At 64.9% G+C, this 14,797-nt stretch carries 10 protein-coding genes; 8 read left to right on the plus strand and 2 right to left on the minus strand.

What is annotated here, in order from left to right; genetic code table 11:
* The first annotated feature begins 28 nt into the window (after positions 1 to 28).
* Both VT03_RS17735 and pdeM read left to right on the plus strand, forming a co-directional pair.
* Positions 29 to 2,614 carry a ligase-associated DNA damage response DEXH box helicase gene (locus VT03_RS17735; protein ID WP_082846313.1) on the plus strand — a complete coding sequence of 862 codons (2,586 nt, stop codon included), beginning with the start codon at positions 29 to 31 and terminating at the stop codon, positions 2,612 to 2,614.
* Between the two features lie 428 nt (positions 2,615 to 3,042).
* On the plus strand, positions 3,043 to 3,729 hold the full coding sequence (gene pdeM, locus VT03_RS17740; protein ID WP_075094212.1) for a ligase-associated DNA damage response endonuclease PdeM: 687 nt from the start codon (positions 3,043 to 3,045) through the stop codon (positions 3,727 to 3,729).
* Between the two features lie 380 nt (positions 3,730 to 4,109).
* On the opposite strand, the gene VT03_RS34255 is transcribed toward pdeM, so the two are convergent.
* Complete coding sequence (locus VT03_RS34255) at positions 4,110 to 4,526, minus strand: hypothetical protein (RefSeq protein ID WP_075094213.1); 417 nt, start codon at positions 4,524 to 4,526, stop codon at positions 4,110 to 4,112.
* Positions 4,527 to 4,897: 371 nt separating this feature from the next.
* Positions 4,898 to 5,260 (minus strand): 50S ribosomal protein L19, encoded by a 363-nt coding sequence (gene rplS, locus VT03_RS17750; protein WP_075094214.1) that lies wholly within the window; start codon positions 5,258 to 5,260, stop codon positions 4,898 to 4,900.
* A gap of 489 nt (positions 5,261 to 5,749) precedes the next feature.
* On the opposite strand from rplS, the gene VT03_RS17755 reads away from it, so the two are divergent.
* The 6 genes from VT03_RS17755 to VT03_RS17780 all read left to right on the plus strand — a co-directional run bounded on the left by VT03_RS17755 (position 5,750) and on the right by VT03_RS17780 (position 14,797).
* The gene (locus VT03_RS17755; protein WP_075094215.1) at positions 5,750 to 7,447 is read left to right on the plus strand and encodes a GspE/PulE family protein; all 1,698 of its coding nucleotides are present in this window, start codon (positions 5,750 to 5,752) and stop codon (positions 7,445 to 7,447) included.
* Between the two features lie 326 nt (positions 7,448 to 7,773).
* Positions 7,774 to 8,919: a type IV pilus twitching motility protein PilT gene (locus VT03_RS17760; RefSeq protein ID WP_075094216.1), complete on the plus strand. Its 1,146-nt coding sequence runs from the start codon at positions 7,774 to 7,776 to the stop codon at positions 8,917 to 8,919.
* A 79-nt stretch (positions 8,920 to 8,998) separates the two neighbouring features.
* A complete protein-coding gene (locus VT03_RS17765) occupies positions 8,999 to 10,723 on the plus strand; it encodes a GspE/PulE family protein (RefSeq protein ID WP_075094217.1) in 1,725 nt (574 codons plus the stop codon).
* Positions 10,724 to 10,865: 142 nt separating this feature from the next.
* Positions 10,866 to 12,122 (plus strand): type II secretion system F family protein, encoded by a 1,257-nt coding sequence (locus VT03_RS17770; protein WP_075094218.1) that lies wholly within the window; start codon positions 10,866 to 10,868, stop codon positions 12,120 to 12,122.
* Between the two features lie 611 nt (positions 12,123 to 12,733).
* Positions 12,734 to 13,813, plus strand: a complete 1,080-nt coding sequence (locus VT03_RS17775) for a type II secretion system protein (protein ID WP_075094219.1) — start codon at positions 12,734 to 12,736, stop codon at positions 13,811 to 13,813.
* A gap of 39 nt (positions 13,814 to 13,852) precedes the next feature.
* Complete coding sequence (locus VT03_RS17780) at positions 13,853 to 14,797, plus strand: type II secretion system protein (RefSeq protein WP_075094220.1); 945 nt, start codon at positions 13,853 to 13,855, stop codon at positions 14,795 to 14,797.

Here is a 14,797-nt window from a genome sequence, read left to right on the forward strand (position 1 = left end):
TCTAGACCCTAGTCCCTCATCCCCTCCGATGCCCCTCGCGACGCCCGCCCCCTCGCTGCCGTCCGCCGCCCGCTGGGCCAAGGCCCGGTCGTCGGCACTGGCGTGGTTTCGTGCGGCGGACTGGACGCCGTTTCCGTTTCAGAAAGAGACCTGGACCGCCTACGCCGAGGGGCGAAGCGGACTCATTCACGCGACGACCGGCACCGGAAAGACCTACGCGGCGTGGTTCGGTCCGTTGATTGAGGGGCTGGCCGAGCAACGCGGGGCACGATCTGAGCCCGCGGCGACCGATGAGGCGGTGGAGGCGACGGGAAAGCGGAAGGCCGCGCGCAGCAAGGCGGAGCCTCCGCTCCGGATCCTGTGGATCACGCCGCTCAGGGCCCTCGCCGCCGACACCGCGACATCGCTCATCCGCCCGATGCTCGACCTCGGCCTCCCGTGGACCCTCGAAACGCGAACGGGCGACACCGCCTCCTCGGTCCGGAACCGTCAGCGGACACGGCTTCCAACGGTTCTCGTCACGACCCCGGAAAGCCTGTCGCTGATGCTGACGCGGCCCGACGCCGAGCATCAGTTCCGCGACCTGCGGGCCGTGATCGTCGACGAATGGCACGAGCTCCTCTCGACGAAACGCGGCGTGCAGGTCGAACTCGCTCTCGCGCGTCTCCGCCGCTGGCGGCCGGAACTGCGGACCTGGGGGGTGTCGGCCACGCTCGGCAATCTCGAACAGGCCCAGGAGGTTCTGCTCGGCCCCGAGCCGCGGCGGCTGACCCCGGCCCGCATTCAGGGGCGGCAGCGAAAGCGGATCGTCATCGATTCCGTCATCCCGCGGAGCATCGAGCGGTTCCCGTGGGCGGGGCACTTGGGACTGCGGCTTCTCCCGGAGGTGGTCGCGGCCATTGACGAGGCCCGCTCGACGCTCGTCTTTACCAACACCCGGTCCCAGACCGAGATCTGGTATCAGGCGATCCTGCGGGCCCGGCCCGACTGGGCGGGGCAGCTCGCGCTCCATCACGGCTCGCTCGACCACGGCACCCGCGGCTGGGTCGAGGACGGTCTGCGCCGCGGCGAACTCAAGGGAGTCGTCTGCACGTCGAGTCTCGACCTCGGCGTCGACTTCAGTCCCGTCGAGCGGGTCATCCAGGTCGGCAGTCCCAAGGGAGTCGCCCGGCTGCTCCAACGGGCGGGACGCAGCGGCCACGATCCGTCCCGCGACAGCCGCGTCACCTGCGTCCCGACGAACGCCCTGGAGCTGATCGAAGCGGCGGCGGTCCGCGAGGCGATCCACGGCGGCCACATCGAAAGCCGGATGGCGCATCAGAAGCCGCTCGATGTCCTGATCCAGCACGCGGTGACAATCGCGGTCGGCGGCGGCTTCGAGCGGAACGACCTGTTCGAGGAAGTCCGACGGACCCACAGCTTCCGGGACCTCACGGAAGGGGAGTGGGCCTGGGTGCTCGACTTCATCACCCGCGGCGGTCCGGCGCTGCGGGCCTATCCGGACTACCACAAGGTTCGGCAGCAGGAGGGCCGGTATCTCGTCGACAGCCCCCGCATCGCGCGGCAGCACCGGATGTCGATCGGGACGATCACGAGCGACGCTTCGCTGACGGTCCAGTTCCTCAACGGGCCGAAGCTTGGCACCGTCGAAGAGTCGTTCCTGGCCAAGCTGACTCCCGGCGACAAGTTCACGCTCGCCGGCCGGGTGGTCGAGCTCGTGTTCGTTCGCGACATGAAGGTCTGGGTCCGCAAGGCGACCGGGACCGCGACCGGCCGCATTCCCCGCTGGATGGGGGGGCGGATGCCGCTTTCGACCGAGCTGGCGCAGGCGTTCCGCCAGAAGCTCGACGAAGCGGCACGGGGCGAGTTCCTGGGGCCGGAGATGCAGGCGGTCCGGCCGCTCCTCCAGGTCCAGTCCGCGTGGTCCCACATCCCGCGCCCGGACGAGCTTCTGATCGAGGAGACGAAGTCCCGCGAGGGGTATCACGTCTTCATTTATCCCTTTGCCGGCCGGCTGGTCCACGAGGGGCTTGCGGCGCTGTGCGCGTATCGCCTTTCCCGGCGGACTCCGATCACGTTCAGCATGTCGGCCAATGACTATGGGTTTGAGCTTGTTTCGCCGACTCCCGCGCCGCTTCGCGGCGCGCTCGATGAGGGGCTGTTCACCACGAACCGGCTGGCCGACGACATCGCCCACTGTTTGAACTCGGTCGAGATGGGGAAGCGGCAGTTCCGCGAGATCGCCCGGATCGCGGGGCTCGTGTTCAGTGGGTTTCCGGGGGCTCAGAAGTCGGCGCGGCAGCTCCAGGCTTCGACGGGGTTGTTGTACGACGTTTTCTCGAACTACGACCCGGCGAACCTGCTTCTTGATCAGGCCCGTCGGGAAGTCCTTGAGCGGCAGCTCGAACATGCGCGGCTTGTGGAGACGCTTCGAGCGCTGGAGCGGGCGCGGGTGGTGCATAGGAACTGTGAGCGGTTTACGCCGCTGGCCTTTCCGCTGATGGTGGATCGTCTGCGGGAGCGGCTGACGTCGGAGAAGTTGTCGGACCGGATCCAGCGGATGCAGCAGGTGCTGGAGCGGGCGGCGGAGGCGAGTGTTGGGAGCCACAGATGAACACGGATGAACACAGATCAAGGCAGAGACTGCGACCCCGATCCAGCCGATTGGGTCCAGGGGCACCCTGGTGGGGGATGCAAGGGGGCAACGCCCCTTTGCCCGCCGGAGGCCCTCTCGTCGGGAGATGTCTGAAGGAGTGAGTGTCCAAGCGCGGACAACGTGTCGTATGCCCCCTCACCAACCCGCTGCAAGTGCGGAGCGGGCGGTGAGTTCTCAACGCGGGTCCCACAAAGGGGACATCCGTCGCTTACCACGGTTCCTCATGGAATTGCCTCCGGCGGCAAGGGGGCGTGGCCCCCTTGACCCCAGGCTGCCGTGGCACGTTGGGTTTGAGCAAACGGAGCTCAGCCGGCAAGGACGTGGTTCCGACCCTCACTGACCACTATGCCGCAACTGCCCTTCACAACCGCCTTTGGAACAACGGAATGAATTCGCCCAAGGAAGTCAGCGAGCAAACAACGGAACGGTCTCCCGGACAGATCGAGATCCGCTTCGCCGGCGAACGGCTCGTCCTCACCCCCGAACGAGCGGCCTGGTGGCCAGCCGGCGAAACGGTCTTCATCGCCGATCCCCACTTCGGCAAAGCCGCCACCTTCCGCGCCGCCGCGATCCCCATCCCCGACGCGACCCACGAAGACCTCCGAGCCCTCGACCGGCTCATGGATCGAACCGGCGCGGCAAAGCTCATCGTCCTCGGCGACCTGATCCACGCCCGCCGCGGTCGATGCGAGACAACCTTCGCCGCGATCGACGCTTGGCGGCGAACCCACCCCGATCTCCGGATCCAGCTCGTCCGCGGAAACCACGACGTCCGCGCGGGACGCCCCCCCGCCGCCTGGAGCATGGAGGAGCTCGACGACGGAGCGGCACTCGGCCCCTTCACGCTCTCCCACTATCCCGACCCCCGGGGCCGGCCGACCCTCGCCGGCCATCTCCACCCCAAGATCCGGCTCGACCTCGGAGCGGACCGCGTCCAGCTCCCCTGCTTCCTCCAGCGGCAGGAGGTCCTGATCCTCCCCGCCTTCACGCGCTTCGCCGATCACGGACTGATCCGCCGCGAGCCCGGCGACGAGATCTACGCCGTCACCGACGAAGCGGTCTTCCGCCTCTGACGTGTCTGTGTCTGGAACGTCGGTCAGGGAAGACTGACGCAGGGGACAGGGAGGGCGAAGCTCCTGCTGAGCCGCGAAGGTTCGCAATCGTCTTCCCTTCGTCGCCTCGACCTCCCGCGTCCGAGACGCACGGCCCCAACGTCACGGCTCTCTTCGGGCTTGGGCGATCGGGCACGGCCCCACCACCGCGGCTCGGCCGGAGCCTCGCCCTCCCGAGGACGGCAGCTTGAACAATGCGGGGCCCTTGTCGCTCCCCTTCGGAATGCTCCCCGGACTTTCGGGATACACACGCGACCGACCACCGGCGCACCTGGAATCGCCGCGGTCCGACGGACTCTCCGCGCGGACCGCTGGCGCAGGGCAGCCGCGATCAGGAGGGCTCAGTTCGAGATGCTGAACCCGAACCCGCGACCGAAGAGCGAAAAGCTGCTGCGGGGATACGGAGCGACCGGGTACACGGCGACCGGCGGCGGTGCGTAAACCGGGGCGGGGACCAGCACCGGGGCCGGGACAGGGGCCACCATCGCCGGAGCGGGGGCGACGATGGTCGGAACGGGCGCCGGGGCCGCAATGACGGCCGGGGGAGCCGCCACGATCGGAGGAGCCATGTAGTACGCCGGAGGAGGGGCATAGAGGAACGCCCCGCCGAAGGCCCGGTGGTGATGGTGATGATGGAAGTGCGGCGGAGGCCCACCGTAGCCGCCATGCCCGCCGTGTCCGCCATGGAAATGATCGCCGTGAACGCTCCCCGCCATCGTTGCCCACAGAACCGCCGCCGCCATCATGACCGGCTTCATCACAATCCCTTTTCCCTGAGAGTCGCTGCGCCTGGAAATCCCAGAACCTCGGCGGCGCACTCCGTGCGCCGATCCGCCGCAGCCCGATCAGGCGGGCATCAATTCCCGTGCCCCGGCGCGACAAGTCCTCCCGGGAGGGTTTTCGTTGAGCGCCGCTTCGCGGAGAGCTCGCCGGGATTGTCGTTTCTACACGCGACGCGGGGCGTCGTGATCACTCTTACAATCGGACGTCCGGCTTTCGGCGGAGGCGACCCGTTGTGATCCTGAGGCCCTGGACCGGCTCTGGCTTGGCCAGCACACGAGGTGCGCGCAAAAAAAGGCACCGGGAGGGGATCCCGGTGCCTTTGAATTCGATCGATGGACGTCTTGGCTCAGCCTTCGGACTTGGTGATCCGGCGCTCGCGAAGACGGGTCGCCTTGCCGATGCGGTCGCGGAGGAAGTACAGCTTCGCCCGGCGGACTTCCGCTCGCCGCTTGACGACGACTTCCGCCACCTTGGGCGAGTTCAGCGGGAAGGTCCGTTCGACCCCTTCGCCGGCAACGACGCGGCGGACGGTGAACATCTCACCCATCCCGCGGCCGGAGATCGCGATCACCACGCCGCTGAACAGCTGGATACGCTCCTTGTCCCCTTCCAGAATCCGGGTATGCACGTCGACGGTGTCGCCGATGGCAAAGGAGAGGGACGTCTGGCGAAGGCTGCCCTTTTCGGCAGCCAGGATCAACGGATGCATGGCCGAAATCTTTCGTCACCACCGGGGTGGAAAAGTGGAGCGAAGGATCGTAAAGGAATCGGCTGCAGAGGACAAGTCACGCTCCGCACTTCCAGAGGGCCGAAGCGGACCACGATTCCGGTGGACGGAACAACCCGCCCCGCAGGGAACCGGTTCCTCGACACAATATATATAGGCGGGTGCTCAACCGCGATCGTCCGGAGACGTGGCCGCCGGGCTCGGCACAGCGGAACAACCGCACCGATTTGATCTTAGCTCGAACCGCATCCCAGCCGACACGACTCCCGCCACCTCAATCCCGTCTGTCCACGGCCACCGGGTCCAGGGGCCTCGCCCCTGGTGGCTGGCTATGGGTTCTGGGGGAGCGTAGACTGATTTTGATCTATCGGCGCCCGGTCTGGCGCGCCGCGTGGTTGCTGCCGCGTTCCGCGGGTCGGCGACACAACCCCTTTGCCCACATCCAATTCGTTCGACAGGCGAGCGGCCCTCATGGCAAAAGACTACCTCGAAGAGTTCGTCCAGGACGGCACGATCAGCCGCGACCAGCTCCACGAAGCGGAGGGAATGGCCCGCAGCCAGGCGATCTCCGTCGAGGAAGCGCTGGTTCGACTGGGGTACATGGAAGAGGCTGACCTCCTCCGGGCCAAGGCGGCCCAGTTCGGCTTCCAGTTCGTCAACCTCGACACCTTCGAGATCGCCCACTCGACGATCGAGCTCGTCCCGGAATCGGTCGCCCGGGAAAACGTCTGCCTCCCGATCGAGTTCGAGAACGAGCGGCTCACCGTCGCCGTCATCGACCCGATGAACTTCGAGCTCGTCGAGAAGCTCCGGTTCGTGCTGAACCGGGATGTCGACCTCGTCATGGCTCCCAAGGAGCAGATCCTCGCGGGGGTGAATAGATACTACGGTCAAGGGGGCCAGACCGAGTCGGTCGACTCCATGCTCCAGGAGTTCACCGAAACCGCCATCGACTTCACCGAGACCGAGCTCGGGCAGGCCAAGTCCCTCCAGGAGGACGACGAGAAGTCGCCGATCGTCAAGCTGACGAATCTCATTATCACGGAAGCGGTTGCGCAGCGGGCCAGCGATATCCACATCGAGCCGTTCGAGGACAAGGTCCGCATCCGCTACCGGATCGACGGGGTGCTGCTGGAGCGGGACAGCGTCCCCAAGCGTCTCCAGGGAGCCCTGATCTCGCGCCTTAAAGTTATGGGGCGCATGGACATTTCGGAGAAGCGCCGCCCTCAGGACGGCCGGATCAAGACCCGCGCCAACGGCAAGGACTACGACCTCCGCGTGAGCGTGCTGCCGACGAACCACGGGCAGGCCATCGTCATGCGGATCCTGGACCGGGACAGCATCAAGATCGGGATCCGGAACCTCGGCTTCAGCGAAGAGAACTACCGCCGGTTCCAGAACATCATCCGCCGGCCGAACGGAATCTTTCTGGTGACAGGTCCGACCGGGTCCGGGAAAACCACGACCCTGTACAGTGCTTTAGGTGAACTGAACCGGCCCGACCGGAAGATCATCACGGCGGAGGATCCGGTCGAGTACTACCTCCCCGGGATCAACCAGTGCGAGGTGCGGCACTCCATCGGCCTCGACTTCGCCCGCATCATCCGCGCGATGCTCCGGCAGGCCCCCAACGTCATCCTTGTGGGAGAAATCCGGGACCAGGAGACGGCGGAGATGGCAATTCAGGCTTCTTTGACTGGACACTTGGTTTTCAGTACGCTTCATACGAACGATGCGCCCAGTTCTGTGACACGCCTGATCGACATGGGAGTGCAGCCGTTCCTGGTCGCCTCCTCCGTCATGGCGGTCATGGCCCAGCGCCTCGTGCGGGTCATCTGTCCGAAGTGCGGGGAGTCCTACAAGCCCGACGCCTCCGAGCTGGGCCAGTTCCCCCTCACCCCGGAACAGATCGCGGAGGCGAAGTTCAAGCGCGGGAAGGGGTGCAACAACTGTTCACACACCGGCTATCGCGGGCGCAAGGCTGTGTTCGAACTGATGATGATGAACACGACGCTCCGCGACATGACGTTCAAGAGCGAGCCGGCCCAGAACCTCCGCCGCCAGGCCCGCCTGTACGGCATGCGGACCCTGGCGGAGGACGCCCTCGATAAGGCGCTCCTCGGGATCACCTCCCTCAAGGAGGCCTTCGAGCTGTCGACGGTCAACTGAGCCGCCTGGCCGCTGGCAGGTGTCCGCAGGCCGTCCCCGCCGGCGACGGAGAGTCCCCCTCTTCTGAGCCCAAAGTGGCACGCGGCTTGGGCTTCTCACTCGTCCTTCAGAATAATTTGGTCCGCCCCACCCGCCCTGCCTCTCGGCCGCCGCTCGCGCGGCCCGGCAGAACGCCTGTTCCCGCTCCCTCGCGGGGACCGCGCCGGCGATTCGAATTTGAAATCCGTTCGCACGATCCGAAATCGGAACTTCATCGTCCGCCAGAATCCTCTGGTGATCGGCCCGGCAATTCCGCCTGTGGCCGGCCTTAGCCCTGGGCGCCCTTCATGAGTTTCATCCAGATCGACAAGCTGCTCGAAACGGTCGTCCGCGACCGCGTGAGCGACTTGCACATCACCACCGGACAGCCCCCCGTCTGCCGCGTGGGCGGACGCATGCGCAAGCTGGAAACGAAATCCCTCGGTCCCGAGGACACCGTTTCCCTGATGAAGTCCATCACCCCCGAGCGGAACCAGCAGGAACTCCAGGAGCGGGGAGGGACCGACTTCGGGTTCGCCTTCGGCGACAAGGCCCGCTTCCGCGTTGCCGTGTTCAAGCAGCGCGGCCACATCGCGATGGTGCTGCGGCGGATTCCGAACGAGTTCCTCACGTTTGAGCAGCTCGGCCTCCCGTCCAAGATCGGCGAGCTCATCGTCCGGCCCCGCGGGCTGTTCCTCGTGACCGGCCCGACCGGTTCGGGGAAGACGACCTCGCTGGCGTCGATGATCAACTGGCTGAACGACACGCACGACCACCACATCATCACGCTGGAAGACCCGATCGAGTATTACCACCAGCACAAGATGTCGACGATCAACCAGCGGGAGATCGGCGTCGATGTCCCGAACTTCCCCGAGGCCCTCCGCCGGGCCCTGCGGATGGACCCCGACGTGATCCTCGTCGGGGAAATGCGAGACCTCGAGACGATCTCCTCGGCGATCTCCGCGGCCGAAACCGGCCACATGGTGTTCGGAACGCTGCACACGACCGGGGCCCAGGGGACCGTCGACCGAATCATCGACGTCTTCCCGACGAACCAGCAGGAGCAGATCCGGACGCAGCTTTCGACGTCGATCGTCGGAATTCTGAGCCAGGCGCTCCTTCCGCGCAAGCCCAAGGGGCTGGTTGCGGCGTATGAACTCCTCGTGGTCACGTCCGCCATCGCGAACCTGATCCGCGAAGGGAAGACGTTCCGAATCAATTCGTCGATCCAGACCGGCCGCAAGCACGGGATGCAGCTCCTCGACGACGCGCTCTTCGACCTGTGGCGGAAACAGCTCTGCGAGGAGAAGGACGTCGTCATGAAGTCCAACAACCCCGCGGAGCTCAAGCAGCGGATCGCGAACTTCAAGAAGGGAATCATCTCCGACGACGAGGACGGAGACGAAGACGACGAAGATGAGGATGAAGACGAAGACGAGGACAAGCACTGAGGCGGATGGGAGGTCCGAGCCTCCTGTCCTGTTGCGTTCGTTTCGATCCGGAACCTGAACCCTTTCTCCCATTCACTTCATGGCCCAGCGCAAACTCGGACAGATCCTCGTCGACCTGGGGTACCTCAATGAGGACCAGCTCTGGGACATCCTCGAGGAGCAGAAGCAGAGCCCCGGCGAGATCATCGGGCAGGTCGCCCTCCGGATGGGGATGATCAGCCCGGACCAGCTCACCGAAGCGCTGGCCGAGCAGTGGGGGATGCCGGTCGTCAACCTGGACGAGACGAACGTTCCGCCGAAAGTGCTGGAGCTCGTCCCGCAGACGATGGCGGACGTCTATAAGATCATGCCCATCTCCCTGAAGGACGACGTCCTGACGGTGGCGATGGCGGATCCGCAGAACGTCGCCGCGCTCGACGACCTGCGGAACTTCATCGGCATGGAAGTCCGCGGCGCGGTCTCGAGCCCCGCCGCCGTCGAAGCGGCGATCGCCAAGTACTACGCCGCGCACGACGACAGCATCGAGGACGTCATCGGCGAGCTCGAGAAGCTGAGCGTCGAGGAGATGGAGGCGGGGGCCAAGGGGAAGAAGAACGCCTACGCCCTCGGCGGCGAGGCGGATCTGATGGACTCCCATCCGATCCGCAAGCTGCTCAACATGGTCATGCTCCTCGCCATCAAGGACCAGGCGAGCGACATCCACTTCGAGCCGTTCGAAGACGAGTTCAAGATCCGCGTCCGCGCGGACGGCGTGCTGTACGAGATGGTCCCACCCCCCCGCCACCTCGCGGCGGCGATCGTCTCCCGCGTCAAGGTCATGGCGGACCTCGACATCGCCGAACGCCGCCTCCCGCAGGACGGCCGGATCGAGCTCACGATCGGCGGCAACGCGGTCGACCTCCGGGTGAGCGTCCTCCCGACCATGCACGGCGAGTCCGTGGTCATGCGGGTGCTGGACCGCACCGTGGTCCAGCTCGACCTGAACAAGATCGGGATGGACCCCAACACGCTGAGCCGGTTCCGGGAGCTGATCCGCAAGCCGAACGGCATCTGCCTCGTGACCGGCCCTACCGGCTCGGGAAAGACGACCACGCTCTACTCGGCTCTCAACGAGCTCAACGACATCGAAACCAAGATCATCACCACCGAGGACCCGATCGAGTACGACATCGCGGGCCTCGTCCAGGTGCCGATCAATGCCGACATCGAGGTGACGTTCGCCAACGCCCTCCGCGCCATTCTGCGGCACGACCCGGACATCATCCTGATCGGAGAAATCCGCGACTACGAGACCGCCGAAATCGCCATCCAGAGCGCGCTGACCGGCCACCTCGTGTTCAGCACGCTGCACACCAACGACGCCCCCAGCGCCATCACCCGTCTCCGCGACATGGGGACGCCGCAGTTCCTCATCACGGCCTCGGTCGAATCGATCCTGGCCCAGCGTCTCGTGCGGAAGATCTGCGTCGAGTGCCGGACGCAGTTCGACCCCAGCGATGAGCTCCTGATGGAACTCCAGCTTCCCCTGGAGCAGGCCCGGCGCTACAAGTTTTATTACGGCAAGGGATGCCCGCGGTGCAACAACTCCGGCTACAAGGGCCGGTGCGGTCTGTACGAGCTCATGGAGGTCAACGACGACATCCGGGACATGATTTCCTCGGACGCGTCGGTGGACGACATGCGGAACCTGGCCCGCAGCCAGGGAATGACGACCCTGCGGGAGTCCGGCCTCAAGCTGATCTTCGACGGGGTGACCACGATCGACGAGGTCGTGCGGGAAACGGTCATGGAAGACTTGGAGTAAGTGGTTTTCAGTTGCCGGTTGTCCGTCTTTCGTTTGTTTGTTGTCAGTCTTTTTCGTCGTTGGTTTTCGGCTCGCGCTCAGTTCGACTCCTGCCTGGAGAGCTGACGACTGAAAACTGATAACTCCTCCGTAGGAGGCTTCAATGCCGACTTACACGTACGAAGCCATGGACAACCGTGGCACCGAGATCAAGGACACGATCGACGCCAATTCCGAGCAGGAAGCGGCGACCAAGATCAAGGAAAAGGGCTTCTACGTGACCAAGATCACGGAGAAGAACCGCGGCAAGAAGAACAAAGACAAGACCAAGGCCCAGACCCAGGCCCCCACGGGTCCGCGCAAGAAGCGGGCCTTCTCGCTGGGGAAGGTCAAAGCCAAGCATCTGTGCCAGTTCACCCGGCAGCTCTCCACGCTGCAGGACGCCGGCCTCCCGATTCTTCGCTCCCTCCGCATCCTGGAAGGGCAGCAGAAGCCCGGCCCGCTCAAGAACTCGCTGATCGGCGTTATCGAAGACGTCGAGTCCGGCTCCACGCTGTCGGAAGCGATGGGCAAGCAGCCCAAGGCGTTCGACGACCTGTACGTCAACATGGTCAAGGCGGGTGAGGCGGGCGGTGCGCTGGAAATCATTCTCCAGCGTCTCGCCGAGTTCAAAGAAAAGGCCCAGAGCCTGAAGCGGAAGGTCCAGGGGGCCATGATCTATCCGTGCGCGGTTATCACCGTCGCGGTCGTGATCGTCGGCTTCATCATGTACTCGATCATTCCCAAGTTCAAAGCGATCTTCGCGGACTTCGGCGTCGAGCTGCCGGAAGTCACCGTGCTGCTGATCACCATCAGCGATACGGTCGTGAACTACTGGTTCCTGGGGCCCGCCGTCCCGATCGGGCTGATCCTGTTCTTCAAGATCATCAGGCGAAACAAAACCGGGTCCTACATCCTCGACCGGATCCTGTTACGCATCCCCGTCATGGGGCAGATCATCGGCAAATCGACGGTCGCCAGAACCACCAGAACATTAGGGACCCTGATTGCCTCCGGGGTGCCGATCCTGGAAGCGATCTCGATCGCCCGGGACACGTCCGGGAACGAGGTCTTCAAGCGGGCGTTCGACCACATCCACCAGTCGATCCGCGAAGGGGAGTCGATGCACGTCCCGCTCAAGGAGACCCGCATCGTCGACGACCTCGTGGTCAACATGGTCGACGTCGGTGAAGAGACCGGTGCTCTCGACAACATGCTCTACAAGGTCGCGGACGTCTACGACGAAGAAGTCAACGTCCTCGTGGAAAGCCTTGTGAGCCTGCTCGAGCCGATCATGGTCATCGTGCTCGGTCTCGCGGTCGGTTTCATCGTCATCGCCCTGTTCCTGCCGCTGGTCAAGCTGCTCCAGTCGCTGTCGTAGCGAAGGGAGCAAGGGACCGCTGAAAGCTGCCAGCCGTCAGTTTTCAGCGGTCAGCCCGAAGGGGCGCCAGGGAGGAATCGGAGGGGAATCGGGGAAGGCGACGGCCCCCTTCAGCGAGCCGGACGGCAACAGTGCCGCAAAGCTCGCCGGGGGGATGACCAGGGAGGGGCGAGGGGGCGGCAGGGGGACGCGGCGGCCAGCCAAATCCTTAGCAGGCTGTGGAGTCTCTTCCCGGCGGCTGATCGCTGACGGCGGAAAGCAAACTACCCTCAGTCGACAGCTCCCCGCGGCACGCCAAATGCCTTCCTTCCCCACAGAGGGTCCCCGCCGAGTTGAATGTCGAGTGCCGCTACGGGTGATGCGGTAATCCAACACGCCCGCTAAGGCAAATTGAAACAGCATCAGGATTTTCGGCCGAAACGTTCCGGCCGCCGGCCGGCCCGGCAGTTGAGCCCGCCGTCCAGATAAGAACGTCCAGACCACATCTCAGAGCCCATCCGAACCCGTATCCCCGCCGCCCCCCCCCCCCTTCGACCATACCCCGGCCCGATCGCCTGACCCGATCACCTGGATTGGTCCGATCACCTGGAACTGGGGAGCAGGAGTCCGTCATGCGATCGACCCTCAGGACGTCCCACTCAACTCGCCCGGCACAGCTCGGCTCCCGATCGGCCTTCACGCTGATCGAGCTGATCGTGGTGATCATGATCATCGCCATCCTGTCGAGCCTGCTCATGGTCGGCGTTCAGTCGGCCGTCGGACGGGCCCGGGAGGCGGCGGTCGGCGTGGACGTCAAGAACCTGGAGCAGGGGATCAAGGAGTTCCAGTCCAAGTTCAGCGTGTCGGAGCCCCCCCCCAGCGCGCTCATCCTGTTTGAAGACGCGGATGACTGGGCGGACTTTACGGCGGGCATGAACACCCAGCAGAACGTGGCGCTGATCCGTCGCCTCTGGCCGAGCTTCCTGAAGAGCAACGGCAAGCCGGACATCAACAACGACGGCATGGTCAACGGCAGCGACAACATCGATATCAACGGCAACGGCACCATCGATACTACCCCCATCCGGCTGAACGGCGCGGAGTGCCTGGTGTTCTTCCTGGGCGGGATCATGGAGATCGACGGGTCGAACTACATCCCCCGCGGCTTCTCGACGAATCCGCTCAATCCGTTCTATCGCCCGGCGATGCCGACCGATTCGTGGGGAACCCGGATCGGCCCGTTCACGGAGTTCCGTCCGTCGCGGCTGGCGGATGACCCGTTCGGGGGAACGGATGGCATGCCGGTCTACCGCGATGCCTTTCCGAACAGCATCACCCCCTATCAGTACTTCAGCTCCTATGGCGGCCGCGGGTACCGGTTGTCGGGCTTTGACGGCGTCTCCAGCACGACCGCCGAACAGCTCGATGACGAGGTCCTCTGGATCGACGCCACGACCCCCACGCTGCGGTCCGTCTATCTGCAGAAGGACAACAACTATTCCATGGGGGGAACGGCGGCGATTACGGGAGCCGCCTGGAACCCGAAGGGTTTCCAGATTATCTCCGCCGGAGCGGATGGTCAGTGGGGCGTCGGCGGGCTCTACAAGGAGGCCGGGATTCCGACCGACGGAACGGGGGCGTACCGTCAGTATTCGGCCCGTTCCCCGGAGCTGGACAACATCACCAACTTCAAGGGTGGACGGTTGAACTGAGCCGGGTTGAAGGCAGTCACTCGATCGGTGGACAGATTTATGCAGGCGACAAGAACATCCCGCGCTCTCGCACGCTCCGGCGGATTCACGCTGGTCGAGCTGCTCGTCGTCATGGTGATCATCGCCATCCTGGCGGGCCTGGGGATCGGATTGCTGGGGACCTCGGGGACGCAGGCCCGCGTTGCGCAGACGCAGACGACGCTCAAGTACATGGATGCGATCATGGGGCAGCGGACGGAAGCCTTCCGGGCGACCGACCTGACCAAGATCGTCGAGCAGTTCGAGAAGGCCTATGAGGCCGCCAACATGGGAGCCGCGTTTACGGCCCAGGACCGGAAGGCGGCGGAGATCCTGGTTCGAAAGAACCTCTTCCGACAGCTGTTTCCGACGAAGATCGAAGATCTCTACGGAATGGATGGGGTCTCCGGAACCTGGGACGATCACCCGCAGGCCATGACCGTCAGCGGCTACACGGAGCCGGAGCTCCTGTACTGGGCCCTGACCGAGGGGACGGCCTATGGGCTGTCTCCCGCCACTCTCGACGGGCTGCCGTCGTCGTCGATCGCGCAGAGCGCCAACGGTCGCAACATCCTGGTCGACGCCTGGGGAACGCCGATTCAATTGTTCCGCTGGCCGACCGGGCTGATGTCGAGCGCCAACCGCGCCTATGCGAAGGCCCTCATCCCCGGACTTCCCTCCACGACCAACAAGGACCCGGACGATCCCCTGGGCGTGCTGGAGAAGAACAAGAGGTTCTCCAACTTCGCCACGCCGCCGGTCTCCACGTTCGATCTCCGCCTCGCCATGTCGACGATCAGTGCCAAGGCCTTCAGCGAGGCGGACTACCACGAACGGCAGGCCTTTCACACGCCGCTGCTGGTCTCGGCCGGTCCCGATCGCGGCATGGGGATCACGGGGGATCATGCCGATAACGTCGACGCGGCGACGGTCTCTGACAACATCACCAACCGGCAGGGGAGATAG

It is taken from the genome of Planctomyces sp. SH-PL14, from assembly GCF_001610835.1.
GTDB lineage: Bacteria > Planctomycetota > Planctomycetia > Planctomycetales > Planctomycetaceae > Planctomyces_A.

What these genes read in the sequence shown, in the direction of transcription:
- VT03_RS17735 (WP_082846313.1), top strand. Translation starts at nt 29, where the DNA reads ATGCCCCTCGCGACGCCCGCCCCCTCGCTGCCGTCCGCCGCCCGCTGG.
- pdeM (WP_075094212.1), top strand. Translation starts at nt 3,043, where the DNA reads ATGAATTCGCCCAAGGAAGTCAGCGAGCAAACAACGGAACGGTCTCCC.
- VT03_RS34255 (WP_075094213.1), bottom strand. Translation starts at nt 4,526, where the DNA reads ATGAAGCCGGTCATGATGGCGGCGGCGGTTCTGTGGGCAACGATGGCG.
- rplS (WP_075094214.1), bottom strand. Translation starts at nt 5,260, where the DNA reads ATGCATCCGTTGATCCTGGCTGCCGAAAAGGGCAGCCTTCGCCAGACG.
- VT03_RS17755 (WP_075094215.1), top strand. Translation starts at nt 5,750, where the DNA reads ATGGCAAAAGACTACCTCGAAGAGTTCGTCCAGGACGGCACGATCAGC.
- VT03_RS17760 (WP_075094216.1), top strand. Translation starts at nt 7,774, where the DNA reads ATGAGTTTCATCCAGATCGACAAGCTGCTCGAAACGGTCGTCCGCGAC.
- VT03_RS17765 (WP_075094217.1), top strand. Translation starts at nt 8,999, where the DNA reads ATGGCCCAGCGCAAACTCGGACAGATCCTCGTCGACCTGGGGTACCTC.
- VT03_RS17770 (WP_075094218.1), top strand. Translation starts at nt 10,866, where the DNA reads ATGCCGACTTACACGTACGAAGCCATGGACAACCGTGGCACCGAGATC.
- VT03_RS17775 (WP_075094219.1), top strand. Translation starts at nt 12,734, where the DNA reads ATGCGATCGACCCTCAGGACGTCCCACTCAACTCGCCCGGCACAGCTC.
- VT03_RS17780 (WP_075094220.1), top strand. Translation starts at nt 13,853, where the DNA reads ATGCAGGCGACAAGAACATCCCGCGCTCTCGCACGCTCCGGCGGATTC.